The sequence below is a fragment of the Saccharothrix sp. NBAS 001 genome (genome assembly GCF_056640475.1).
The window spans coordinates 5,215,186-5,239,906 of sequence record NZ_CM153251.1 but is presented as its reverse complement, the minus strand read 5'-3'; the positions used below and the strand labels follow the sequence as shown (position 1 = coordinate 5,239,906).

Here is a 24,721-nt window from a genome sequence, read left to right as displayed (position 1 = left end):
TCTCGTGTCAGGTCGGGAGGTGTGCATTGACCAGCATGTCCGATGTCGCGCGCGCCGCCGGCGTGTCGGCGGCCACCGTGTCGCGCGCGCTGCGGGGCGAGCCCGGGGTGTCCGAGGCGACCCGCCGCTACGTCACCGAGGTGGCCAAGCGGATGCGGTACGCGATCGCGCGCGACGCGTCCAGCCTGGCGGGTGGGCGCAAGTACGCGGTGGCGGTGCTGACCGTCGACGTCGGGCGCGGCGACCTGCTCTCGGGCGCGGAGGGCGCGCTGCGCAACGCGGGCTACGACGTGCTGCTCTACGTGCTGCGCGACGACGAGGCGCGCGCCAGGTTCTTCGAGGACCTGCCCGCGCTCGGCCGGCGGGTGGACGGGGTCCTCGCGCTCGCCGTCGGCTTCTCCCACGACGAGCAGCAGGCCCTCGACGCGCTCGACGTCCCGGTGGTCGCGGTGCGGCCGGACGACCTGCGCGACGCGTTGCGGCTGGCCGCGGGCCACGTGCTCGAACTCGGCCACCGTGAGGTGGCGCTGGTGCTGCCCGAGGACGTGGACGAGTCCTACGACGAGCTGCTGGTGGCCGAAGGGCTGGACGTGCGTCCGGAGTGGACGCTCTGGTCGTCGTCCACGGTCGCGGGCGGCGAGCAGGTGGTGGACGTGCTGCTCGACGGCGACCGGCTGCCGACCGCGGTGATCTGCGCCCGGGGCGAGGTGGCGCTGGGGGTGTTCCTGCGGCTGCGCCGGGACGGCCGGGGCGTGCCCGAGGACGTGTCGATCGTCAGCCTGGACGGTCCGGAGCTGGCCCGCGCGGTCGGCATCACGGCGGTCGAGGGCGCGTGGCGGGAACGCGGCGAGCACGCGGTGGCCGCCCTCCTGGCCGGACTGCGCGACGAGCCGCACGACGACCGGCCCCCGTCGGTGCACCTGGTGGTCCGGGAGTCGACCGGTCCGAGGTGACCGCCGGCGGTGGAGCCCGGCGGTCGGGCGGGGGTGTTGTTGATCACTCGTCCGGGCGGTGAACTCCGATGAACCTCCTGCGACCATCGGGTGACCAAGGCGACCCCGCCTGGCCTCCGGGCACCCGGTGCGACGAAGCTGTCGCACGTGGACGACGAGCTGGCCGCACTGGCCGAACTGCACGGTGTGGCCACCCACTACGAGGATTCCGGGCAGCGCCGCGCGGACGTCGACGCCGACGTGGTGGTGGCCGTGCTCGCCCAACTGGACGTGGACGCCTCGACCCCGGAGGCCGTGCGCCGCGCGCTGGCCGCGCCCCGGCCCGAGCCGAGGACCCTGGTGCTCCGGGTCGGCGACGTGCTCGACGGGGTCGGGGTGCTGGCGCTGGAGGACGGCGGCGAGCTGACCCTGCCCGCCGAACCGCCGGCGGGCTACCACCGGCTGGGCGGGCGCACGGTGGTGGTCGCGCCGCGCGAGTTGGCCCCGGTGCCCAAGACCTGGGGCTGGATGCTCCAGCTCTACGCGATGCGCTCGGACGGGTCGTGGGGCATGGGCGACTTCGCCGACCTCGCCACGATCGCCCGGCGCAGCGCCGGCGAACTCGGCGCGGGCGTGCTGCTGGTCAACCCGGTGCAGGCGGTCGCGCCGACCGTCCCGGTCGAACGGTCGCCCTACTCCCCGTCCAGCCGCCGGTACGCCAACCCGCTGTACCTGCGGGTCGAGGACACCGACGCCTACCGGGCCGCCGACGACGCGACCCGCGCGGCGGTCGACGCGCTGCGCCCCGCCAACGACACCGAGCTGATCGACTACGACGCGGTGTGGACGGCCAAGAAGGCGGCCCTGGAGCTGCTCTGGCCGGCCGTGGAGCACGCCGCCCCGGAGGGCGACCTGCGGGAGTTCGCCCGGTTCTGCGCCCTCGCCGAGGTGCACGGCCCGGACTGGCGGCAGTGGCCGGCGGCGCAGCGCGACCCGGCGACGGCGACCGCCGACCCGGACCGGGTGGCGTTCCACGTGTGGCTCCAGGAGCTGTGCGAGCGGCAGCTCGCGGACGCCCGCCGGGCCGCCGGGGCGATGCCGGTCGGCATCGTGCACGACTTGCCGGTCGGCGTGCACCCCGGCGGGGCGGACACCTGGGCGCTGCGCGACGCGTTCGCGCCGGACGTGCGGGTGGGCGCGCCGCCGGACGGGTTCAGCCAGCTCGGCCAGGACTGGAACCTGCCGCCGTGGCGGCCGGACCGGCTCGCCGAGCAGGGCTACGAACCGTTCCGCGCGGTGCTGCGCAACGTGCTGCGGCACGGCGACGGCATCCGGATCGACCACGTCGCGGGCCTGTGGCGGCTGTGGTGGATCCCGCCGGGCGAGCCCGCGAGCCGGGGCACCTACGTGCACTACGACGACGACGCGATGCTCGCCGTGCTGACCCTGGAGGCGCACCGGGCGGGCGCGGTGGTGGTGGGGGAGGACCTGGGCACGGTCGAGCCGAAGGTCACCGACAGCCTGCACGAGCACGGCATGCTCAGTTCGGCCGTGCTGTGGTTCCAGCGCGACTACGACCGGCCCGGCCACCCGCTGATCCCGCCGGCGGAGTGGACCACGTCGGCGATGGCCAGCATCTCCACCCACGACCTGCCGACCGTCGCCGGCTTCCTGAGCGCCGAACACGTTCGGCTGCGAGCCGATCTGGGGCAGTTTGCCGGCGACCCCGAAGGGGAATTCCGGAACGCGGAGCGGGAGCGCGGAGAATTGCTCCGACTCCTCAAGCAGGAAGGGGTGGCTGCCGATGACCTGGTTACCGCTTTCCACGCCCTACTAGCGAAGGCACCGTCGCTGCTGCTGCTGACATCGCCCCAGGACGCCCTGGGGGAGATCCGCCAGCCGAACCTGCCCGGCACCGTCGACCAGTACCCGAACTGGCGGATCCCGCTGCCGGTCGGGCTGGCCGGCCTGTTCGAGGACGACCGCGTGCGGCGGGTGGCCGCGGCGCTCGCGACGGGTCGTGGCCGGTGATCGGGAACGCGCCGGTCGCCGCGGGCCGCACCGCCGCGGGGTATCGTCGATTCGTCACCCGCGCCAGCCTTGGAGGTGGCATTCACCAGTGAACACCGATTTGGTGGCCCGCACCGGGACGGTGCCGGAGCAGATGACCGCGGTCGGTCCGGGCGACGCCCTGGAGAGCGCCGTCGAGTACGCGCTGGCGGCCGTCCGACCGTCGGAACCCCTCGACGGGGTGTCGAACGCGCCACAGGCCGAAGAATCCTTGGTGGACGCCCTCAGGCGCACCGACCCGACCGCCGACGACGCCCTCGAACAGGCTGTGGCCTGCGCGGAAGCGGCCGCGGAGCACCTGCGCTACGGCGAACTCCAGGAGGCCAGGCTGCTGCTCGTGGCGGCCCGGGGCCAGCTCGTCCGGTCGCACACCCGGAGACCGTGATCTAGAACGGTAGGGTCGAAATCGTTCCAGCTCGTCCCGGAGGAGCACCTGTGCGGCCCTGGCCCGGAACGCCCTACCCGCTCGGCGCAGGCTACGACGGCGTCGGCACCAACTTCGCCCTGTTCTCCGAGGTGGCCGACCACGTCGAGCTGTGCCTGTTCGACGACGACGGGACCGAGACCCGGGTCCGGCTGCCGGAGGTGGACGGCTTCGTCCACCACGGCTACCTGCTCGGCATCGGTCCCGGCCAGAAGTACGGCTACCGCGTGCACGGCCCGCACGACCCGGAGCACGGGCTGCGGTGCAACCCGAACAAGCTGCTGATCGACCCGTACGCCAAGGCGATCAGCGGCGCGGTGGACTGGCACGAATCGCTGTTCGGCTACCCGTTCGGGGCACCCGGGGAGCGCAACGACCTGGACTCCGCCGGTCACGTGCCGCTCTCGGTGGTGGTGAACCCGTTCTTCGACTGGGCCAACGACCGCCCGCCGAAGACCCCGTACAACGAATCGGTCATCTACGAGACGCACGTGCGCGGCCTGACCATGCACCACCCCGAGGTGCCGCAACGGTTGCGCGGCACCTACGCGGGCCTCGCGCACCCCGCGGTGGTCGACCACCTGAAAGCGCTGGGCGTCACCGCGATCGAGCTGATGCCGGTGCACCAGTTCATCACCGATCACGTGCTGTCCGAGAAGAACCTGCGGAACTACTGGGGATATAACACGATCGGGTTCTTCGCGCCGCACGACGGCTACGCGGCGTTGCCGCAGCAGGCCAACCAGGTGCAGGAGTTCAAGGGCATGGTCCGCGCCCTGCACGAGGCGGGCATCGAGGTCATCCTGGACGTGGTCTACAACCACACCGCCGAGGGCAACCACCTCGGGCCGACGTTGTCCATGCGCGGCATCGACAACCAGGCGTACTACCGGCTGGACGAGGACAACCCGAAGTACTACACCGACTACACCGGCACCGGGAACTCGCTCAACGTGCGCAGCCCGCACACGTTGCAGCTGATCATGGACTCGCTGCGGTACTGGGTGACCGAGATGCGGGTGGACGGCTTCCGGTTCGACCTGGCCGCCACGCTGGCCCGCGAGTTCTACGACGTGGACCGGCTGTCCACGTTCTTCGACCTGGTGCAGCAGGACCCGGTGGTCAGCCAGGTGAAGCTGATCGCCGAGCCGTGGGACGTCGGGCCCGGCGGCTACCAGGTGGGCAACTTCCCGCCGCTGTGGACCGAGTGGAACGGCAAGTACCGGGACACCGTGCGGGACTTCTGGCGCGGCGAGCCGGCCACGCTGGGCGAGTTCGCGTCCCGGATCACCGGCTCCTCCGACCTCTACCAGGACGACGGCCGGCGGCCCTACGCGTCGATCAACTTCGTCACCGCGCACGACGGGTTCACGCTCACCGACCTGGTGTCCTACAACGACAAGCACAACGACGCCAACGGCGAGGACGGCCGCGACGGCGCGGACGACAACCGCTCGTGGAACTGCGGTGTGGAGGGTCCGACCGACGACCCCGAGGTCAACGACCTGCGCGACCGGCAGCGCCGCAACCTGCTGGCCACCACGCTGCTCTCGCAGGGCGTGCCGATGCTGCTGCACGGCGACGAGCTGGGCCGCACCCAGCAGGGCAACAACAACGCCTACTGCCAGGACAACGAACTGTCCTGGGTGGACTGGACGCTGCTGGAGAAGAACAAGGACCTGGTGGAGTTCACCGGCGCGCTCGCCGACTTCCGGCGCAGGCACCCGGTGCTCCGCCGCCGCCGGTTCTTCCAGGGCAAGCCGATCCGCAAGGGCGACGAGCTGCGCGACATCGCCTGGTTCACCCCCGCCGGCGAGGAGATGACCGAGCAGAACTGGGAGGACGACTTCGGCCGCTGCGTCGTGGTCTTCCTCAACGGCGAGGGCATCCCGAGCCTGGACCGGCGCGGGATGCGGATCCTGGACGACTCGTTCCTGATCGCGTTCAACGCCCACTACGAGGACATCGAGACCACCCTGCCCGACCCGAGCTACGGTCCGCAGTGGACGGTGGTGATCGACACGGCGACCGGTGTGGTGCGCGACGCCGACCGGGGCGAGCCGGTGCCCGCGGGCGGCACGGTCGCGCTGACCGCGCGCTCGCTGGTCGTGCTCCAGCGGACGGGCGTCGAATGACCCCGGCGTCGACCTACCGGATCCAGTTCACGCCCGGGTTCACCTTCGCCGACGCCGAAGCGGTCGTCGACTACCTCGACGCGCTGGGCGTCGGCGCGCTCTACGCGTCGCCGCTGCTGGAGGCGGTGCCGGGGTCCACGCACGGCTACGACGTGGTGGACCCGACGCGGGCGCGCGAGGAGTTCGGCGGCGAGGCGGGCCGGCAGGCGCTGGGCAAGGCGCTGCGGCAGGCCGGGCTGGGACTCGTGGTGGACATCGTGCCCAACCACATGGCCGTCGAGGACGGCCCGGTGGACCCGTGGTGGTGGGACGTGCTCCAGCGCGGCCCGAAATCGCCGTACGCCGGGTACTTCGACATCGACTGGTCCTCGGGCAAGGTGCTGCTGCCGTTCGCGGGCTCGCCCGAGGACGAGCGGGAGCACGAGCACTACGTGTCGGCGTTCTGGCGGCGCGGCAACACCGAACTCAACTACCGGCGGTTCTTCGACATCACCACCCTGGCCGGGGTGCGGGTGGAGGACCCGGAGGTGTTCGAGGCCACGCACGGCGAGGTGCTGCGCTGGGTGGCGGCCGGCGACGTGACCGGGCTGCGGGTCGACCACCCGGACGGCCTGGCCGACCCCGGCGGGTACGTGCGCCGGCTGCGCGAGCGGGCGGGCTGCTGGCTGGTCGTGGAGAAGATCCTCGGCCCGGACGAGGCGCTGCCCGCGAGCTGGCCGGTCGACGGCACCACCGGCTACGACGCGCTGCGCGAGGTGTGCGGGCTGTTCGTGGACCCGGCGGGCGAACCCGGTTGCACCGCGCTGGCCCGCGAACTGGGCGTGCCCACGGACTTCGCCTCGGTCGAGCACGAGTGCCGCGAACTGGTCGCCGACACGCTCCTGCGCGCCGAGGTGCGCCGCATCGCGGCCCTGGTCGACCACCCGGACCGGGACCTCGCCGAACGGGCCGTGGCGCGGGTGCTGGCCGCGTTCCCGGTCTACCGGTCCTACCTGCCCGAGGGGCGCGACGCCTGGGACGCGGCGGTCGCGGCGGCGGGCGACTCCCCGGCGGTGCGGGTGCTCGACGAGCAGGTCCGCGCCGACCCGCGCGGCGAACTGGCCACCCGGATCCAGCAGACCTCCGGCATGGTGGTCGCCAAGGGCACCGAGGACACCGCGTTCTACCGGTACACCCGGTTCGTGGCGCTCAACGAGGTGGGCGGCGCGCCGGACCGGTTCGGCATGTCCCCGGCCGAGTTCCACGCGCGCGCGGCGGCCCGCGAGGCCGGTTCGCCGGCCGCGATGACGACGCTGTCCACCCACGACACCAAGCGGTCCGAGGACGTGCGGGCCCGGCTGGCGGTGCTCGCCGAGATCCCCGACGAGTTCGCCGCGGCGGTCCGGCGGTGGACCGGGGCGCACCCGATCGACGAGCCGTCGCTGAACCTGCTGGCGTGGCAGTCGCTGGTGGGCGCGTGGCCGATCACCGCCGAGCGGATGGCGGGCTACCTGGACAAGGCGGCCAAGGAGTCCAAGGTCCGCACCACCTGGGTGGACCACGACGAGCCGTTCGAGGCGGCCGTCGCGGCGTGGCCGGGCCAGGTGCTCGACGGGCCGGTGGCCGCCGACGTGGCCGGGTTCGCGCGCCGGGTCGAGGCCCCCGGCTGGTCCAACGCGCTGGGGCAGAAGCTGGTGCAGCTCACCGCGCCCGGCGTGCCGGACGTCTACCAGGGCACCGAGCTGTGGGACCTCTCGCTGGTCGACCCGGACAACCGGCGGCCGGTGGACTACCCCGCGCGGCGCGCGCTGCTGGACGCGATCGCGGACGGCTGGCTGCCGCCGGTGGACGCGTCCGGCGCGGCCAAGCTGCTGGTGGTGCACAAGGCGTTGCGGCTGCGGCGCGACCGGCCGGAGCTGTTTCGCGGCTACCGGCCGCTGCCCGCCTCCGGGCCGCGCGCGGCGCACGTCGTCGCGTTCGAGCGGACCGGCCTGATCGCGGTGGCCACCCGGCTGCCGGTCGGCCTGGCCGAGGCCGGGGGCTGGGGCGGGACCGAACTGCCGCTGCCGCCCGGCGCGTGGACCGACGTGCTCACGTCCCGGCCCGCGCGGACCCGCCTGGCCGACCTGTTGGACCACTACCCGGTGGCACTGCTGGTGCGAGGAGATCAGTGAGCTTTTCGGTGTGGGCGCCGCACCACGAGCGCGTCCAGGTGCGGGTGGACGGGCAGGACCACGAGATGACCGCCGGCGACGGCGGGTGGTGGCACAGCGACGCGCACGGCGTGGACTACGCGTTCGTGCTCGACGGCGACGCGCTGCCCGACCCGCGATCGCTGTGGCAGCCCCACGGGGTGCACGAGGCGTCGCGGGTCTACGACCACGCGGCGTTCGAGTGGGGCGACGGGTCGTGGACCGGGCGCGGGCTGCCCGGCGCGGTGATCTACGAGCTGCACATCGGGACGTTCACGCCGGAGGGCACCTTCGACGGGGCCGTGGCCCGGCTGGACCACCTGGTGGACCTCGGGATCACGCACGTCGAGGTGATGCCGGTGAACTCGTTCGACGGGGTCGCGGGCTGGGGCTACGACGGCGTGCTGTGGGGCGCGGTGCACGAGCCCTACGGCGGGCCGGACGGGTTCAAGCGGTTCGTGGACGCCTGTCACGCGCGTGGCCTGGCCGTGCTGCTGGACGTGGTCTACAACCACCTCGGGCCGTCCGGTGCGTACCTGGACCGGTTCGGGCCGTACTTCGCGGGCAGCAACGACTGGGGCCCCGGCCTCAACCTGGACGGCGCGGACTCCGACCAGGTGCGCCGCTACGTGGTCGACAACGCGCTGGGCTGGCTGCGCGACTTCCACGTCGACGGGCTGCGGCTGGACGCGGTGCACGCGCTGGTCGACCGGGGCGCGGTGCACGTGCTGGAACAGCTCGCGGTCGAGGTGGACGCGCTGTCGGCGGCGGTCGGCCGGCCGCTGACCCTGATCGCCGAGTCCGACCTGAACGACGCCCGGCTGGTGAGCGCGCGGGAGGCCGGCGGGTACGGGCTGACCGCGCAGTGGGACGACGACCTGCACCACGCGCTGCACGTGGCGTTGACCGGGGAGACGTTCGGCTACTACCCGGACTTCGTCGACGCGCTGCCGACGACGTTGCGGGAGGTGTTCTTCCACGCCGGCACGTGGTCGTCGTTCCGGCACCGGCACCACGGGCGTCCGGTGGACAGGCGCCTGCCCGGGTACCGGTTCCTGGCCTACCTGCAGAACCACGACCAGGTCGGCAACCGGGCGACCGGCGACCGGCTGTCCGCGACGGTGTCGCCGGGCCTGCTCGCGGTGGGCGCGGCGATCGTGCTGTGCTCGCCGTACACGCCGATGCTGTTCATGGGGGAGGAGTGGGCGGCGAGCACGCCGTGGCAGTTCTTCGCGTCCTTCCCGGACCCGGAACTCGCCGAGGCGGTGCGCACCGGCCGGCGGCGCGAGTTCGCCCGGCACGGGTGGGGCGAGTCGGACGTGCCCGACCCGGTGGACCCGGCGACCGTCGAGCGGTCGCGGCTGGACTGGGCCGAGCGGTCCGCCGACCCGCACCGGCGGGTGCTGGAGCTGTACCGCGCGCTGATCGCGCTGCGCCGGTCCCGACCCGAGCTGTCGGACCCCCGGCTGGACCGGTTCGGGGTCGAGCGGGACGGTGCCGTGCTGGTGCTGGCGCGCGGCGGCCTGCGGGTGGCGTGCAACCTCGGCGCGGTGGCCGCGCAGGTGCCCTTGGCCGGCGAGGTGCTGCTGGCGTCGGGCGGGGCGGAGGTGGTCGGGCAGGCCGTGCGCCTGCCCGCCGAGTCGTTCGCGGTCGTTCAGCTGTCGGGCAGCCAGCCGACGGCGGCCAGTTTCTCCGCGAGCAGTTGACCGGCCAGGGTGACCTGGTCGGCGAGCTGTCTTCGCACCTCGGGCTGTTCCGCCCCGGCGGTGTTGGCCGCGTCGTAGGCCGCGACCAGCCGCCGCGCGGCCTGCACCACGTCCACCCCGGGCCAGTCGGCGGGGTCCACCTCGCCGTTGGGCTGGTGGACCGCGTGCACGGCGCGGCGCGGGCCGAGTTCGGCCGCCAGGTCGAGCAGTTTCACGGCGATGGTGTGCAGCTTCACGTTGTGGTGCTGTGACATGGCGACCAGCAGCCGGAACCCCTGCTGCGGGGTGCAGCCCTGCACGGCCGCGATCAGGCCGGTGGCCTGTCCGATGACGGTGCGGGTCTGCACCGCCTTGCGCAGTCCCGACACCTCGGCCTCAAGGCTGGCGATCCGCGCGGCAAGCGTTCCGTCCAGTCCGTCGTCCCCGACCACGGTCGGGCTCCTCTCGCGCGTCGAAAGCGGGCCGGCGCGCGCGAGGGAGGGCGGTGCCAGCCCCGGCAAGCCCTCAGCGGTCGCTGACCCTGGTGCCCAGCGTGCTGGGCTCCTGGTGGCTTGCGGCTGGCTTTTCAACCGCGTGAACGATCACCGTAGTCGAGACCGGCGGGACGTCCGGTTTCGGGGGGCGAGGTTCGCCGGCCGGACCGGTGCGCGATCGACGGCGACCAGCGGAGAACCCGGTGCGGCACGGGGAAGGGTCGGTTCCCGACAGTTCGGGCGGGTCCGGGAGCGCCGGCGGCGTGCGGCCCGTTGCGGCGCGGCGGGAGGCTCGGCGGACGGCTCGGCGAACAGGCGGGTCGGCGCATACGCAGGGTGAGCGTCCGGGAACGTGAAACGGCCCCCTGACCGTCTCCCGCACCGGGGTGCGGGCCGAGCTGGACTGGGCTCGGGGTCACGGGGGCCGGGTGGCTGCCTGGGATTCGCCCAGACCACCTTGGGGGAGGTCCTAGCGGACAGCCACCTCACGACGAGTCCTATAGCTATTCAACTTCGGACCACCTCCTTCCTCGTGTACCGCGAACGCTATGCGGTCACCGGAGGGCCTCGCAACGGGATTTCTTGATCCGTCGCCGGACGCCGGCGCGACGTCCGATTGCCGCCGGAATTCCGGCCGCCGGCCGACCACGATGACTTCCATGAACATCGAAGGCAAGGTCGCACTGGTCACGGGTGGTAGTCGGGGGATCGGCGCGGCGGTGGCGGAACGGCTGGCGCGCGAGGGCGCGGACGTCGCGGTGACCTACCGGAACAACGCGGACGACGTGGTGGAGCGGATCAAGGCCGCGGGCCGCCGGGTGCTGGCGATCCGGGCGGACAGCGCGGACCCGGCGGCGATCGCGGCGGCGGTCGACCGGACGGTCGGCACGTTGGGCCGGTTGGACGTCGTGGTGAACAACGCCGCCGAGTTCCTGGTGGGGCCGGTGGCGGAACTGGGGGTCGAGGAGTTCGACCGGACCTTCGACGTGAACGTGCGCGCGCCGTTCCTGGCGGTCAAGGCGGCCCTGCCGCACCTGGGCGCGGGCGGGCGGATCGTGAGCATCGGCAGCAACGTCGCCGAGCGGGCCGCGTTCCCCGGCTTCTCGCTGTACTCGGCGAGCAAGGCGGCCCTGCTGGGCCTGACCAAGGCGCTGGGCCGGGAGCTGGGGCCGCGCGGCATCACGGTCAACCTGGTCTGCCCCGGCCCGACCGCCACCGACCTCAACCCCGAGGACCACCCGATGGCGGACGCGATCCGCGCGTTCACCGCGGTCGGCCGGTACGGGCGGCCCGACGAGATCGCGGGCGCCGTGGCCTACCTGGTCTCCGACGAGGCCCGGTACGTGACCGGCACGCAGTTGGCCGTGGACGGCGGGTTCACCAGCTGAGCCCACCGGCGGACATGGGGCGGGGGCGTGCCTACAGGCTGGCACGCCCCCGCCGGTGTTCGGTCTTGCCGCGTTCTCAGGCCGTCATCAGCTCACGTTGACGTCGATGCAGGCGTAGAACGCGTTGGAGGTGTCGCCGATGTTCCAGATGGCGAGCACCTTCTGCTGGCCGGTGACGCCACCGAGGTTGATGGTGTGCGACACGGACGCCGGCGGCTGCTGGTTCTTGCCGTCGACGAACCCGACCCGCTTGCCGCCGATGTAGTACTCGTAGTTGGCGGTGCGGTGGCGGGCGGTGAACACCCAGTTGAACGTGACCGTCTGGCCGACGCTCGTGACCTTCCAACCCTTGCTGTCGTTGTTCAGGTCGGCGAACCCGGCGACGCCGCCGTTGCAGCTGCGCAGACCCTTCGGGCCTTCCACGCTCTGCGGCTCGTACTTGATGCTCCCGCAGCTCACGGTGCCCTTGGCGCACTGCGCCTGCCTGCTGGGCGGCGACGACACGTATCCGTGGGCGAACGCCTGGGAGGTCGGCAGTGCGACCACCAGCAGCGGCGCGGCGAGCACGCCGGCCGCCATCGCGGCGATCCGTCGGCGGAGTGCCATGTGTCAGCTCCTTTCGGGTGGACAGGACATTCGCTGGGCCGGCCCGTTCCCGAAGCAGCCGAAACCGCTTTGGGCGGACATTTCACCCAACGCGGCGGCAGGTCTAGACCATACTCTGTGTGATTGCCCCGTGACAACTTTTAACTGGAAGGCCGGGTCCGGGAGGCCCGCCACATGGTGTGCTCGCGGCTCACCGCGTCCTCCGCGTCGGCCACCTCGGCGGCCCACGCCACCTCGTCCTCGACCAGCTCCAGCCGGCCGCGCACGATGCCCAGCTCGTTGGCCGCGAAGGTGTACGCGCGGGCGAGCGTGGACAGCTGGCGCAGGCTCATCCACGCGGTGCCGGCGGCGATCACCGCGGCCACCACGCCCGCCAGGTCGATGGTGATCGCGCCGACCGCCTTGGCCAGCGCCGCGCCGATCCCGGCCACCTCGATCGCCAGCAGCGAGGTCCGCCACCACCCGGCGCGCCGCTGGTTGCGCTCGGCCCGGCGGGTGTACCAGTCCTGCTGGTCGGTGATCCGCTCGCGCAGGTAGACGGCCTTGCGGGTGGCCAGGTCCCGGGACCGCAGCGCGCGCATCGCCGGGGTCACCACGGGCCGGTGCGAGGGCGTGATGGCGGTGGTCGGCGCTTCCTCCAGCAGCTCGCGCAGCTGCCGGATGAACTCGCGCTCGACGTTCTGCGGGTCGCGGTTGGCCCGGCCGGTCCGCGCGAACGGGTTGCCGCCGACGGCGAACTTCCAGGCCAGGCTCTTGGTCGACTCGGCCAGCGCCCGCCCGTCGTACCAGCGGTCCTCGGGCCTGGTCGACTTCAGGTTCAGCTCGGTCACGGTCACCGCGGCCAGCGCGATCGCGGTGCCGACGGCGGCCAGGTCGATCCGACCCACCAGCAGCGGCCACACCCCGGTCGCGGCGGCCACCACCGCGAGCACCAGCCGCAGCCGCACCGTCCGCACGTACCGCCGCTGGCCGTCCAGCGAGGCGGCGTCGGCGGCCTCGAACAACCCGGGCAGGTCACCGTCGGCTAACCCCTTCATCCCACCACTCCCTCCCGTAGCACCCGGTCCACGCGGGCGGCCAGGCCGGTCGGCTCCACCACCGAGGTCAGCGGCGACCCGGCGATCCGCGCCGCCTCGGGACCGTCCGCGCCCGCGATCGCGTCCGCGGTCCGGCCGGTGCCGCGCACCACCAGCAGCGGACGCCCGTGCGCCAGGCTCAGCGTCGCGTCCCGGAACGTGATCTCGCCGCCGTTGACCAGCACGGTGACCGACGGGCGCGGCCCGGCGACATCGGCCGCGATCGAGGCCAGCCACGGCACCTCGTCGCCCCACTGGTCGCCCGGCACCCGCACGATCGCCGTGTGGTTGGGCTCCAGGACCGCCGGCACGCCCTCGGCCACCACGCCCACCAACGGGAACCCGCCGCGCCACCGCGCCCGGGCCCGGCCCATGGCCCGCATGACGCCGCTGTCCGTGCCGCCGTCGACCACCACGGCGTCCACGGCGTCGAGCACTGGCACCAAGTCGCCAAAAACGACCTCGGTCCGCGCGATGTCATCCGGCGTCATCCGGCCCGCTCCGCCGACCAGCACCAACACCGGTCGGCCGGACGGCAGACCCGGCAGCGACCGACCGGCGGGCGACGTGACTCGCATGGACCGCGACGCTACCGGCAGGCCGGGCCGCTGTGCCGGCCTTACCCTGGCGGGAGTGGACCTTCCCCGAGGGCTCGTCGTACTGCTGGGCACGGCCGCCGCGGTGATCGCGGGCGCCGGGATCATGGCGATGTCGTGGTTGATCGGCCCGGTGTTCCTGGCGCTGACGCTGGTGATCGCGGTCAGCCCGGTGCACCGGTGGCTGCGCCGCAAGGGCCTGCCGAACTGGGTGGCCGCCACCGCGCTGGTGATCGGCGTCTACGCCATCCTGCTGTCGCTGGTCGTCGTCCTGGTGGTGTCGGTGGCCCAGTTGGCGACCGAGCTGCCCCAGTACGCCGACCGGGCGCGGGACCTGGCCGACGCGGCGGCGAGCGAGCTGTCCCGGTTCGGCGTGGGCGCGGAGGAGCTGCGCAAGGTCGCCGAGAGCCTCGACGTCGGCAAGGTCGCGGGCATCCTCGGCACCGTGCTGAGCAGCGTGGGCGGGCTCGCCTCGAACATCGTGTTCCTGTTGTGCCTGCTGCTGTTCCTCAGCGTCGACGCGGGCAGCACCGGCGCGCGGATGGCGGTGATCGCCGCCGACCGGCCGGAGGTCGCCTCGGCGCTGGCCCGGTTCGCCGCGGGCACCCGCAGCTACCTGGTCGTGTCGACGGTCTTCGGGCTGATCGTGGCCGTGCTGGACGGCGTCGCGCTGGCGATCATGGGCATCCCGCTGCCGATCCTGTGGGCGCTGCTCGCGTTCATCACCAACTACATCCCCAACGTGGGCTTCGTGCTCGGCCTGCTGCCGCCGGTCGTGCTGGCGCTGCTGGAGGGCGGCTGGCCGAGCGCGGTGTGGGTGATCGTGATCTACAGCGTGCTGAACTTCGTGGTGCAGACGCTGATCCAGCCCCGGTTCGTCGGCGACTCGGTGGGCCTCTCGGCCACCGTCACCTTTCTCGCCCTGCTGTTCTGGGCGTGGCTGATCGGCCCGCTCGGCGCGGTGCTGGCCATCCCGCTCACCCTGCTGGTGAAGCTGCTGCTGGTCGACATCGATCCCAAAGCCCGCTGGGCGGACGCCTTCCTCACCGCGCGAGTACGCCCGGAATAGACCTGTCGGCCGTACCCGCCGGTCGGCCGTCGGGTGAATATCGGCCTGGGGGCAGACGTGGCCGGAGTCGTTCGGGCATCATGCGGTAAAGGCGGACGAGCGTGGGGAGGCGGTCGGTGTGGCAGCGCTTTCACCGACGGAACTGCCGTCGGGTTTGCTCGATCTCACTTCGATGTCGTTGGCAGAGCTGAGAGTTCTGCGCACGCCCCGGCTGGACGAGGAGATCCGGCGCACCGCGGGCCGGATCAGGGCAGGTCGGTTCGGGGATTCGATCCAGGGGCAGCGTGACTAGTGGTGGTGCGCGACCGGTCGAGCTGACCACCCACCGCCTGCCGCGATTCGTCTTCGACGAGATCTGTTCCGGACCGGTGTCGAGTACCGGAATCGCAATTTTGCGGAAAGGTCAGCACAGTCTGCGCAGACTTCGGCTGCGGGCGTTCGCGGAAGCGGTCGGGCCGCTCACCGCGCGGTTGGGTCCCTTCGCCGATCTCGACCACGTGTGGGCATTGCTGGCCGAAACCGAGGCAATCGCGCCCGCGGTTGTCGAAGAGGTGCTGATGCACCCCTCCGTGGGTGTGTGGCTCAGCCGCGTTTTGCGCCACGCATTGGGCGTCGCGCCGGACGCGACGCCGTTGCGGGCCGAAGTCGGCGGGTTCCACGCGCTGGCCGCCGCGGCGGCGGTGCGCGCCGGGCTGCCGTGCGAGATCGCGGTCCCGGTCGTGCACGGCGCGGTGAGCCTGCCGTCGGTCGGCGCGTTCCGGCTCGGCACCGGCTTCCCGGTCGGCCACGCGCTGCTGCGCCACGACGGGTCCGGCGTCACGCTCACCGCGCTCGGCGAAACCCGGCCGGTGCCGCTGGAAGCGGTGAAGCGGCACCGGAGTTCGGCCCGGGGCCGCACCGTCGACCTCGCCTTCGACGACCTCGACCCGTACCGCGAGTTCGGCGCGCCGGTCCGCGCCCGGCCGCTCGGCGACGACGAGTACGACCAGTGGCGCAAGCTGATGGACGAGGCGTGGCGGCTGCTGACCGGCGCGCACCCGGCGTGGGCGCAGGAGCTGTCGGCGGGCCTGGCCACGGTGATCCCGCTGGACGCCGCGCGGGACGTGTTCGCCGCGTCGTCGGCCGCCGCGTTCGGCAGCATCGCCATGTCGCCCAAGGGATCGGCGGTGAAGTTCGGCGAGGCGCTGGTGCACGAGTTGCAGCACTCCAAGGTCAACGCGCTGATGGACCTGGTCGACCTGGACGACGGCAGCGCCGAGGAGCGGTACTACGCGCCGTGGCGCGACGACCCGAGGCCGGTTTCGGGCCTGCTGCACGGCGTCTACGCGTTCGTCAGCGTGGTCGAGTACTGGGAGGTGCAACGCCACCGGGTGCCGGCGGACCTCGCGCCGTCGGCGCACTTCAGCCACGCGCTGCGGGCGCACCAGGTGGCCGAGGCGGTCGCCGCGCTGCGCGGCGCGACCGGGCTGACCGACCTGGGCCGCGAGTTCGCCGCCGCCGTGTCGGTCCGCCTCGCCGCGTGCGCGCCGGCCGACCCGCCCGCCGGGCTGGCCGAGACCGTCACCGCGCTCACCGACGCGCACCGGGCCACTTGGCGGCTGCGGCACGCCCGACCGGACCGCCCGGCGGTCGCCGGGCTGGCCGACGCCTGGGCCCGCGGCGGACCGGCGCACCCGGCCCCGCCGCCGGAGATCGTGCCGTCCGGCCAGTCCGGGGACAGCCGGCTGACCGCGCTGCTCCGGTTGCGGGCGCTCGACCCGTACCGCTACGGCCAGGTCGCGGGCGAGGGCGGCCCGGACGCGGCACTGCTGCGCGGTGAGCGCGCCACCGCCGTGACCGGGTTCCTGGCCCGGCTGCGCGAAGCGCCGCACGACGTGCCGTCCTGGGTCGGGCTCGGCCTCGCCCTCGACTCGCCCGCCCTGCGCGGCACCCCGGAACTCGTGCGCGCGGTGCACCGCCGGATCACCGCGCGCACCGGCACCGCACCGGACCCGGACCGGCTGGCGGCCTGGTTCGACCAGACCGCCGGCTGATCCGGGAGCTGCCCCGGTCGGAGCTGCCCCGTCAGAGCTGCCCCGTCAGAGCTGCATCGTGTCGCTGTCGCAGTTGGCGCGGATGAGCTGGGTCGCCGCGATGGTCGCCGGGTGCTCCTCGCCCAGCACGGTGCGCAGGCCCTGCACGGTCTTGCTGTGCAGCAGCGCCGACTCCGACTCCTCGCCCAGCGAGGCCAGGTCGATCGACAGGTTCAGCGCCACCGCCAGCGTGGACGGGTGGTCCGGGCCGAGCGCCTGCTCGGACTTCGCCCGGGTCTCCTCGTCCAGGTTGCGCGCCGCGAGGTGGTCGCCCAGCGCCGCCAGGTCGCTGGCCAGGTTGGTGGCCGCGATCAGCGTCGTCGGGTGGTTCGGGCCGAACACCTCCAGCAGGTTGGCGTGGGTCTGCCGGTCCAGCTCCAACGCCTCGGCCAGGTCGCCGCCCAGCCGCAGGACCACGGCCAGGTTCAGCGCCGCGACCAGGGTGTACGGGTGCTGCGGGCCGAACGTCTCGCCGAACACCCGGTAGGCGCGCCGGCCCAGCTCCAACGACCGGCCCAGGTCGCCGGTGTGCCGCAGGTCGGTGGAGACGTTCATCTCCGCGGTGACGGTGTCGAAGTGCTGGTCGCCGTGCCGCCTGCGGTAGCGGGTCAGGCAGTCCTCGGAGTACTCCCTGGCCCGCGCGTGGTAGCCGGCCTTGCGCAGCGCCACGGACAGGTTGCGGGTCGCGCCGATCGACTGCCAGTGGTCCGGGCCCGCGACCTCCAGCAGGTAGACCAGCGTCTCCTCCTGCTCCTTGGCGGCGTCCACGTACAGGCCGCACTCCCGCAGGTCCATGCACAGCGCGTTGCGGGAGCCGAAGGTCTGCAGGTGGCTCGCGCCCAGCACCGCGGTGCGCCGGCGCAGGTTCTCCTGGTCCAGCTCGCGGGCCTGCTCGTAGTCGCCCATCAGCCGGTAGCAGCTGGCCAGGTTGTTGGCGTAGGCCAGGGTTTCCGGGTCGTCCTCGCCGAGGATGTCCCGGGCCCGCTCGTAGACCTCCTGCTGGAGCCGGAGTTCGTCGGCGAACAGGCCCAGCGCGCGGCGGTCGGCGGCCACCGTGTCCAGGATCGCCAGGTACTGCTCGTCGTCCTCGCCGACCTCCTCGCGCAGCAGTTCCAGCGTCCGCTCGTTGAGCGCCCGCGCCTCGTCGGCCTGGCCCAGCCGGCGCAGGGCGATCGCGTACCGCCGGGTGATCTCCAGGGTGTCCCGGTTGTTCTCGCCCAGCGTCCGGGTCCAGTGGTCCCGGGCCTGCCCGGCCAGGTCGCGCGCGCCGCCCCAGTCGCCGATCCGGATCAGGTACCGGACCAGGTTGATGACCAGCACCCGGACCCACTTGTCACCGCTCTCCACGGCCCGCGACATCAGCGCGTGCGGCAGCAGTTCGGCGTAGCGGGGCCAGTTGGCGGCGGTGTCCGGGTCGCCCGGGTCGCCGTTGACCAGCAGCACGTGGACCGCGTGGCGCATGTTGTCCTGCTCGGGTTGGGAGAGCTTGTTCTTGAGCACGGTCTGCACCAGCCGGTGCAGTTGCAGCGCGTTGTTGCGGTGGTCGATCTTGGCCAGGCTGTAGCGGGTGATCTCCTTGACCGCCCGGCTGATCTTGATCGGGTCGCCGAACGCCTCCGCGAGCGCCTCCGGCACCGGCACGTCGCGGGCCCCTCGGAACAGTTTCTGGGAAATCGGCTCCGGCCCGAAGAAAGCGCACACCTGGAGCAGTTGCAGCGCGGCCGGCTGATCGGCCGCCAACCGCTTCAGCGGCACGTTCCAGGCCGCCGCCACCGGCAACTGGTCCTCGGTCGGGGTGTTCGCCTCCAGCAGTTCGGTGCGGTTCTGCTCCAGCAGTTCCAGGTATTCCGCGACCTGCATTCCGGTCTGCGCCCGCCAGGCCGCCGCCTGTTCCACCGCCAGCGGCAGGTCGCCGAGCGCCTCGGCCAGCGCGTCGGCTTCCGCGTGCTCGATCCCGCCGCCGCGCCGGCGGAGCAGTTCGATGCTCTCCTCCCGGGTGAACAGGTCGACCTCGACCGGCCGGGCGAATCCACCCCATTCGGAATTCCGCGAGGTGACCACGATGTGCCCGGTGCCCGCCGGGAAGAACTGGCGGACGTCCTGCGGCCGGTCGGCGTTGTCGAACACCAGGATCCACCGCTGGTGCGGCACACCCCTGCGCAACGCCTCCAGCACCGCGGGCACGGCGGTCTCGGCGGAACCCGACGCGGCCACGTTCAACTTCTTGGCCAGTTCGACGAAGCTCGCCCTGATCTGCGCGGGGTGCTCCGCCGGGATCCACCAGACGACCTCGTACTCCGCGGAATGGCGGTAGATGTACTCGATCACGGTCTGGGACTTGCCGACGCCGCCCATGCCGTGCAGCGCCTCCGGCAGGACCGCGGTGGTGCCCGATTCGCTGAGCCGGACCCGGAGTTGTTCGAGGAGTTGTTCCCGGCCCACGAAGATCGGATTTCGCAGCGGGATCTGTCCCCACACCTGCGGCTGGAACGCGGTCGGCCGGTGGTCGGTCGCGACTTCGTTATGGATACCGGGAGCAGACACGTTCGCTTCTCCTTGTGGCCCAACCGCCTCGTTGACGATCGGCTGAGGCTCGGTTACAGTCAATTCGTTCTCCCGGTTCACCTTTGTTTCCACCTGCCGGCCGCGACGCGACATCAGGGGGGCTAATCCCAAGTTCGCGCGCAAACGCTTCGACTTGGGCAGATAAGGCCCGGACAATGCGCGCAGCACCGCTTCCTGGACCTTCAGGTAAGGCGTCGACTCGGGAGTGATCTCGGGATCGTCGATGGTCGGGTCGTCCACCGCCGCGCGATAGGCGCGCAGCGCCGGGATCTCGGATCCGGCGTGTTCGTCCAAAACCCGCGCCACCCGCGCCGTGTCGCTCCGGCGGCCGATGGCCAGCAGTTCGTTGCGCACCTCGTCGTGGAAGTCGAACGCGACCGCGTCCGGCCGGTCGCGTTCGCGCTGCTGGTCGACGGGCAGTCGGGTGAGCAGGCCGCCGAGCAGCACCTCGGCGAGCGCGGTCAGGTCCGAGCCCGGCAGCAGCACCTTCTGCACCAACGTCATCAGCCGGGGCACCAGCGGCGTCGCCGCCAGCAGCACGGCCAGGTCGATCGCCTGCACCGACGCGTAGGTGCGGAACCGGCGCACCCGCTCGGCGCCCGGCACCGGGCTCCGGTCGGGCTCCTGCACCGGGATCGATTCGGCCTGCGGGCCGACCATCGCGGCGGTGGTCTCCACCCACTCCGCACCCGGCGCGGTGAGCAGCCGGGCCCACCCCGCCAGCCACTCCTCGGTCAGGCCGAGCACCGGCACCGGGATCGTCCGGGGTGCGGCCTTGCCGACGATCCGCAGCTGCTTGTTCGCCGTGCCGGGCGAGGGCGCGGACAGCCGCATCCGCTGCGACGGCAGCCCGCCCCAGGGCCACAGCCGGTGCGCCAGCGTCTGCACCACGGCGACCGGCGTCCGGCAGCCGTACTCGTAGAGCACGTGCCCCACCGCGCCGCTGTGCCAGCCGACCGTGACGGTGTCGGTCAGCACCAGGATGATCCGGTTGCCGGTCGGCTCGATCAGGTGCCGCCAGTCGTGCACCGCGCCGCCCTCGCTGCGCAACGTCAGCGATTCCGGGTCGGTGTGCGCGGAATCGAGGTGGTAGGTGCGGACGTCGCGGAACGCTCCCTGACGGTCGAGCAGCGAGCGGAAGTCGTCGACGGTCGGCCCCCAGATCTCCGGGGCCACCGCCGTGTCGACCACCAGGGCCACTTCGAACCGGTGCCACGGGGCGGCCCGCAGCTGGGGGATCCACAGGCCGTCCTGGGCGGCGCGGACGGCGGTCGCCTCCTCGTGCAGCACCTGCCGCCACGGGGACGGTTGGCTGCGTGCGAGCGGGCGCAGGGCGCGGCTGAGCCCGCGCCGGTCGGACAGGCCCGGGATGGTGGGCCAGGCCGGCGCGGCGCGCGGCAGCTCGGCCGCGCCGTCGGCGGGGGTCTGCGCGGGCGGCAGGTCGAGGGGGCCGCGCGTCCACTCCTGCGAATCCGGTCGGGGATCGGGGATGGTCTGGTCGGCGGCTTCGGGTTCCGTGGCAGCCTCCTCCGGGGGCGGCTGTTCCGTGGCTGCCGCGTCCCGGTCCTCGTCCGCCGCAGGTGGTGCCTGGTCGGGTCGCGGCGCGGGCGAGGTCGGTTCGGCAGAGTCCTGCAACCAGGTCGCGAGCCACAGGGCGTCCCGGACCTCGCGGAGGGTGAGGTCCGCGGTGCCCAGTCGCCCTTCCCGGCCTTCGGTCGCCTCCCAATGCTGGAGCAGGACTCGGCGGACCGCGGGCTCATCACGCGGTTGGGTCATCCGTGCTCCGCCGAAAGTGGATGCCAGAGGTTGTCGAGGAGGTTCCCCCACTCACCGTCCGGCTTGTAGGCACCCGATGTGCTCAACCGGGTGGCCATCTCGACGGCGTTGAGCAGTTGGTCGGCGGCCAGCGGACCGACCTTGTCGGCACGGCGCTGGAAGTCGTCGATCAGCTGGGCGATGTCCAGGTCGTGGTCGTGCCCGAAGTGCGCGGCGACCATGGCGGCCAGCCGCTCGCGGTCGGGCTGCTCGATCTTCAGGCGCAGGCAGCGCCGCAGGAACGCCGGGGGGAACTCGCGCTCGCCGTTGCTGGTGATGACCACGATCGGGAACTCGCGGCAGCGCACCCGGCCGTCGCGGACCTCGGCGTGCCGGCCGGTGTCGGCGGTCAGCACGGTGACCTCCGGCTGGGTCTTGGCGTTGCGGACCAGTTCGGGGATGTCGTACTCGCCCTCCTCGAAGATGTTGAGCAGGTCGTTGGGCAGGTCGATGTCGCCCTTGTCGAGTTCGTCGATCAGCAGCACCCGGGGCAGGTCGGCGGCGAGCAGCGCGGTGCCCAGCGGGCCCAGGTGGATGTAGTCGCCGATGTCGGGGACGGTGTCCTGGGTGTTGGCGGCCTGCACGCGCCCGATCGCGTCGTAGAGGTAGAGGCCCTCGGCCAGCGCGGTCCGGCTGGTGACCGGCCAGCGCAGCACCGGGCCCAGCCCCAGCTCGCGGGCGATCAGGTAGGCCAGCGCGGACTTGCCGGTGCCCGGCTCGCCGGTGACCAGCAGCGGCCGGCGCAGGTAGATCGCCGAGTTGACCATCTCGACCTCGCGCGGTGCGGGCACGCGCGGCACGCCGGGCACCCGGCCGACCTTGCGCTCGGCCTCGCCGCCGTCGTCGACCGGGCGGGGTGCGTCGCCCGTGCCGGTGAACCTGCGCCACGACGGGGGTTCGGGCAGGGACTCGATCGCGGACGTGGCGACCTCGCCGGTGCCCCGGTAGATGTGCCAGCCGCTCACCCGAGCGCCACCTCCTCCGGCGGTGCGGCCCGGTGCGGCAGGACCCGCCGCATCGGGTCGTCGTAGAGGACGGTCAGGTCGCCGCACGGGTGTCGGCCGTGGTTCTCGCCGAACGCGGTGGCCCGCGCGCGGCGCACCCGCTCCAGGAACGGGTGCTCGTCGTCCTCGTCGTGCAGCAGGTAGTCCACGGCGTGCACGACCGTGGGGGAGTGGCAGTCCTCGCGGTGCCACAGGATCAGCGGCACGCCGGCCTTCACCGCGGCCATCACCTCGTCCTGCGGCTCCGGCTCGGCCCGGGGCGGGCGGCTGAGCAGCAGCGAGACCACGTCCTGGCGGCGGCTGAGCATGCCGCGCAACTGCTTCACGCCGTCCTGGCCCTGGTCCTGGGCGTGGACGAAGCCGTCCCGGGCCATCGGGCGGGTGGTGCGCTCCTGGCCGGCCAGGCGGCGCCAGCGCTGCCGCCACAGCCGCAGGTACTTGTCGTCGGAGTTGCGCTCCAGGCTGCGGACCACCGTGGAGTAGCGGCTGCCCAGGGGTTCCGGCACGGACTCGTCGTTCTCGGCCGGCCACTGGTCGACCGCCAGGTTGATGTTGTCGCGCTCCAGCACGAACTCGACCCGGATGTCCGGGCCGTACCAGGCCCAGTCCCGTTCGGCCTGCTCGATCACGGCGACCACGTGCGCCTTGATGCGCTCCAGCGTGTCGATCCGGTCGCCGCCGACGGGCAGCGGCGACCAGACGTCGTCCAGGCCCAGGTGGCGGGAGGTGGACAGCCGGTAGCAGTCGCCGGTCGGCCCCTCGGTGCGCAGCATCAGCACCAGGTAGCCGATCGCGCCCGGCCGGGGCGGCGTGTCGTCCGGGGGATCGGCGCGCAGGTTGTCCCGCAGCGCCTCCACCTCGGTGGAGTACCCGGCTTTCCCGGCTTGTTCGTCGACCCATTGGCGCAGTTCCAGCGCCAGTTCTGTCCGCACTTTTGCGGCGACGTGTTCGATGAAGACGATCGGCAGCGGTATCCCGTCCGGGCCCGCGTTCAGGGTCTCCAGTTTGCGGATGACCTCGCGGTAGTTCATCGCCCGGCGCAGACCTGCCGCGGCGTCGCCGGCGACCGCGCGGTAGATGTCCGCGATGTCGGGTACGACTATGCCGGCGAGCAACTCAAGCAGCCTTGTCAGATCGTCGTTTTCGAACAGTTCGAGGGTGTGCATCCCGTCGACGAGTCGACGCAGTTCCACCATCGGCTTGGAATCCTGCTCCATCAGGTCTAGTGCGCGCAACAGCGCGGCTAACCTCTTCGGGTGCCCGATGCAGGCTTCGGCCAGGTTGAGCAGGTGCACGAAGGTGTCCGGGTGGCTGCTGATCGTGAGCGGTTCTCGCAATTCCGATCTGAGCAATCGGATCACCGAAGACCGCGTGTTCTGGTCTTCCAGGCACGGGATCCGCTGCAACGCCTTGATCAGCGGCATCAACAGCCCGGTGGCCGCGTCGTCGTTTCCGTGGATCATCCCAGGGGTCCCCCGTCCGTGTCCCCGCTCTCTCACAGTAACAACGTGACCGTTCCGCTGTTTGTCGCACCCATCCCTGGGATCGTGTTCATCACGCGATCGCGTTACTCGTCACGTCCAAGGCGACAGCGCTTCGCGCAATCTGCGCATCGGCAGGGTTTCACCCTCCAAGTTGATCAATGCGCTGTAAAGCTGGGCCAGCCCGTTCTCGTAATCCAGACAGGCGAGGATCATCCCGATGACGTAGGGCCTGGTCCGGGCATTGCTCGGGATGGCCCCCGCGATTCCGGCGGGCAACAGGCCCAGCACGGTGAGCCGGGTGTGCTCGTCCCGGATGGACGGAACGGCCTGCAACGCGTCGGCCAGAACGGCCAACTCCGCGGAGACCGCCGGCGAAAACGGCTGCGGAGTCGGCTTCGGTCCTTCCACGGGAGCGGAATCCCCCGGACGTGGACCGCTCGGCAGTCGCCCGTCCGGCACTGTGCCGTTCGGCACTGTGTCGTCCGGCACCGGGCCGTCCGGCAGCGGATCGTCCGGCGGCGGGTCGGCCTGGGCGGCGTACCGGATCCACGCGGTCTCGCGCATCCCCTTCACCTCCACCGCCACCGCGCGGTAGCGGCGCGGCTCGGCGGCCGGGTCGTGCGCGACGACGTTGGTGTAGAAGCGGTCGGAGACCATGAGCGTGATCGGCTCGTCGGACGCCTTGTGCGCGGCGCGCAGTTCGGCGGACTCCAGCAGCCGGCACGCGACCGAGATGGCGCTGCCGATCTGGCCGTCCGCCACCTTGCGGACCGGCCCCTCGTGCAGCACGAACCGCAGCCGCATCCGGGCTTCCACCGCGGACACCTCGTTGTGCCGGCGCACGTTCGCCGCGACCCGTGACGGCAACTGGTCGGCCAGGAGGCTGCCGGAGACGTGCGCGGGCACCAGCACGATCATCCCGTCGCCGGTGTTCTCGACGGTGCAGACCGACCAGTCGACCGAGACGTCGGCGAACGCCTGGCGCAGCGCGCCGAACAGACCCCGGTGCATGACGCGCCGGTGTTCGTCGGTCCGCGAGGGATCGGTCCACCGCTCGATGTCCACGACCAGGATCGTGTAGTGCAGGACCGGGCTCTCCAGGGACAAGCGCGATCACCTCGATCGGGGAGGCAGG

At 72.4% G+C, this 24,721-nt stretch carries 17 protein-coding genes; 9 read left to right on the top strand and 8 right to left on the bottom strand.

Annotated features, from left to right (window positions below):
• Positions 1 to 35: 35 nt before the first annotated feature.
• The 6 genes from AC0HI0_RS21625 (at position 36) to treZ (ending at position 9,438) form a co-directional block, all read left to right on the top strand.
• On the top strand, positions 36 to 953 hold the full coding sequence (locus AC0HI0_RS21625; protein WP_480934195.1) for a LacI family DNA-binding transcriptional regulator: 918 nt from the start codon (positions 36 to 38) through the stop codon (positions 951 to 953).
• A gap of 147 nt (positions 954 to 1,100) precedes the next feature.
• On the top strand, positions 1,101 to 2,963 hold the full coding sequence (gene malQ / locus AC0HI0_RS21620) for a 4-alpha-glucanotransferase (protein ID WP_480934194.1): 1,863 nt from the start codon (positions 1,101 to 1,103) through the stop codon (positions 2,961 to 2,963).
• An 88-nt stretch (positions 2,964 to 3,051) separates the two neighbouring features.
• On the top strand, positions 3,052 to 3,387 hold the full coding sequence (locus AC0HI0_RS21615; RefSeq protein WP_480934193.1) for a hypothetical protein: 336 nt from the start codon (positions 3,052 to 3,054) through the stop codon (positions 3,385 to 3,387).
• 50 nt (positions 3,388 to 3,437) lie between these two features.
• The gene (gene glgX / locus AC0HI0_RS21610) at positions 3,438 to 5,561 is read left to right on the top strand and encodes a glycogen debranching protein GlgX (RefSeq protein WP_480934192.1); all 2,124 of its coding nucleotides are present in this window, start codon (positions 3,438 to 3,440) and stop codon (positions 5,559 to 5,561) included.
• Complete coding sequence (gene treY / locus AC0HI0_RS21605) at positions 5,558 to 7,714, top strand: malto-oligosyltrehalose synthase (protein WP_480934191.1); 2,157 nt, start codon at positions 5,558 to 5,560, stop codon at positions 7,712 to 7,714. The genes glgX and treY overlap by 4 nt, the downstream gene beginning before the upstream one ends.
• Complete coding sequence (gene treZ / locus AC0HI0_RS21600) at positions 7,711 to 9,438, top strand: malto-oligosyltrehalose trehalohydrolase (protein WP_480934190.1); 1,728 nt, start codon at positions 7,711 to 7,713, stop codon at positions 9,436 to 9,438. The genes treY and treZ overlap by 4 nt, the downstream gene beginning before the upstream one ends.
• On the opposite strand, the gene AC0HI0_RS21595 is transcribed toward treZ, so the two are convergent.
• A complete protein-coding gene (locus tag AC0HI0_RS21595; protein WP_480934189.1) occupies positions 9,387 to 9,869 on the bottom strand; it encodes an ANTAR domain-containing protein in 483 nt (160 codons plus the stop codon). The two genes, treZ and AC0HI0_RS21595, sit on opposite strands and share 52 nt — an antisense overlap.
• A 701-nt stretch (positions 9,870 to 10,570) precedes the next feature.
• Between AC0HI0_RS21595 and AC0HI0_RS21590 the strand changes: the two genes are divergently transcribed.
• Positions 10,571 to 11,299, top strand: a complete 729-nt coding sequence (locus AC0HI0_RS21590) for an SDR family NAD(P)-dependent oxidoreductase (protein ID WP_480934188.1) — start codon at positions 10,571 to 10,573, stop codon at positions 11,297 to 11,299.
• Between the two features lie 87 nt (positions 11,300 to 11,386).
• On the opposite strand, the gene AC0HI0_RS21585 is transcribed toward AC0HI0_RS21590, so the two are convergent.
• From AC0HI0_RS21585 to AC0HI0_RS21575, 3 genes are all read right to left on the bottom strand, one after another.
• Positions 11,387 to 11,905 carry a lytic polysaccharide monooxygenase auxiliary activity family 9 protein gene (locus AC0HI0_RS21585; RefSeq protein WP_480934187.1) on the bottom strand — a complete coding sequence of 173 codons (519 nt, stop codon included), beginning with the start codon at positions 11,903 to 11,905 and terminating at the stop codon, positions 11,387 to 11,389.
• A 140-nt stretch (positions 11,906 to 12,045) separates the two neighbouring features.
• The gene (locus AC0HI0_RS21580) at positions 12,046 to 12,942 is read right to left on the bottom strand and encodes a DUF4231 domain-containing protein (protein WP_480934186.1); all 897 of its coding nucleotides are present in this window, start codon (positions 12,940 to 12,942) and stop codon (positions 12,046 to 12,048) included.
• A complete protein-coding gene (locus AC0HI0_RS21575; protein ID WP_480934185.1) occupies positions 12,939 to 13,559 on the bottom strand; it encodes a hypothetical protein in 621 nt (206 codons plus the stop codon). The genes AC0HI0_RS21580 and AC0HI0_RS21575 overlap by 4 nt, the downstream gene beginning before the upstream one ends.
• Positions 13,560 to 13,614: 55 nt before the next feature.
• Between AC0HI0_RS21575 and AC0HI0_RS21570 the strand changes: the two genes are divergently transcribed.
• Positions 13,615 to 14,646 (top strand): AI-2E family transporter, encoded by a 1,032-nt coding sequence (locus AC0HI0_RS21570; RefSeq protein ID WP_480934184.1) that lies wholly within the window; start codon positions 13,615 to 13,617, stop codon positions 14,644 to 14,646.
• Positions 14,647 to 15,038: 392 nt separating this feature from the next.
• The gene (locus tag AC0HI0_RS21565) at positions 15,039 to 16,679 is read left to right on the top strand and encodes an HEXXH motif domain-containing protein (RefSeq protein ID WP_480934183.1); all 1,641 of its coding nucleotides are present in this window, start codon (positions 15,039 to 15,041) and stop codon (positions 16,677 to 16,679) included.
• Between the two features lie 45 nt (positions 16,680 to 16,724).
• Here AC0HI0_RS21565 and fxsT read toward each other — a convergent pair whose 3' ends face one another.
• The 4 genes from fxsT to AC0HI0_RS21545 form a co-directional block, all read right to left on the bottom strand.
• On the bottom strand, positions 16,725 to 21,059 hold the full coding sequence (gene fxsT / locus AC0HI0_RS21560) for an FxSxx-COOH system tetratricopeptide repeat protein (RefSeq protein WP_480934182.1): 4,335 nt from the start codon (positions 21,057 to 21,059) through the stop codon (positions 16,725 to 16,727).
• Positions 21,056 to 22,063, bottom strand: coding sequence for an AAA family ATPase (locus tag AC0HI0_RS21555; RefSeq protein WP_480934181.1), 1,008 nt, complete (start codon positions 22,061 to 22,063; stop codon positions 21,056 to 21,058). Before AC0HI0_RS21555 ends, fxsT begins: the two co-directional genes overlap by 4 nt.
• Positions 22,060 to 23,526 (bottom strand): VMAP-C domain-containing protein, encoded by a 1,467-nt coding sequence (locus AC0HI0_RS21550; RefSeq protein ID WP_480934353.1) that lies wholly within the window; start codon positions 23,524 to 23,526, stop codon positions 22,060 to 22,062. The genes AC0HI0_RS21555 and AC0HI0_RS21550 overlap by 4 nt, the downstream gene beginning before the upstream one ends.
• 150 nt (positions 23,527 to 23,676) lie before the next feature.
• The gene (locus AC0HI0_RS21545) at positions 23,677 to 24,693 is read right to left on the bottom strand and encodes an effector-associated domain 2-containing protein (RefSeq protein ID WP_480934180.1); all 1,017 of its coding nucleotides are present in this window, start codon (positions 24,691 to 24,693) and stop codon (positions 23,677 to 23,679) included.
• Positions 24,694 to 24,721: the final 28 nt, after the last annotated feature.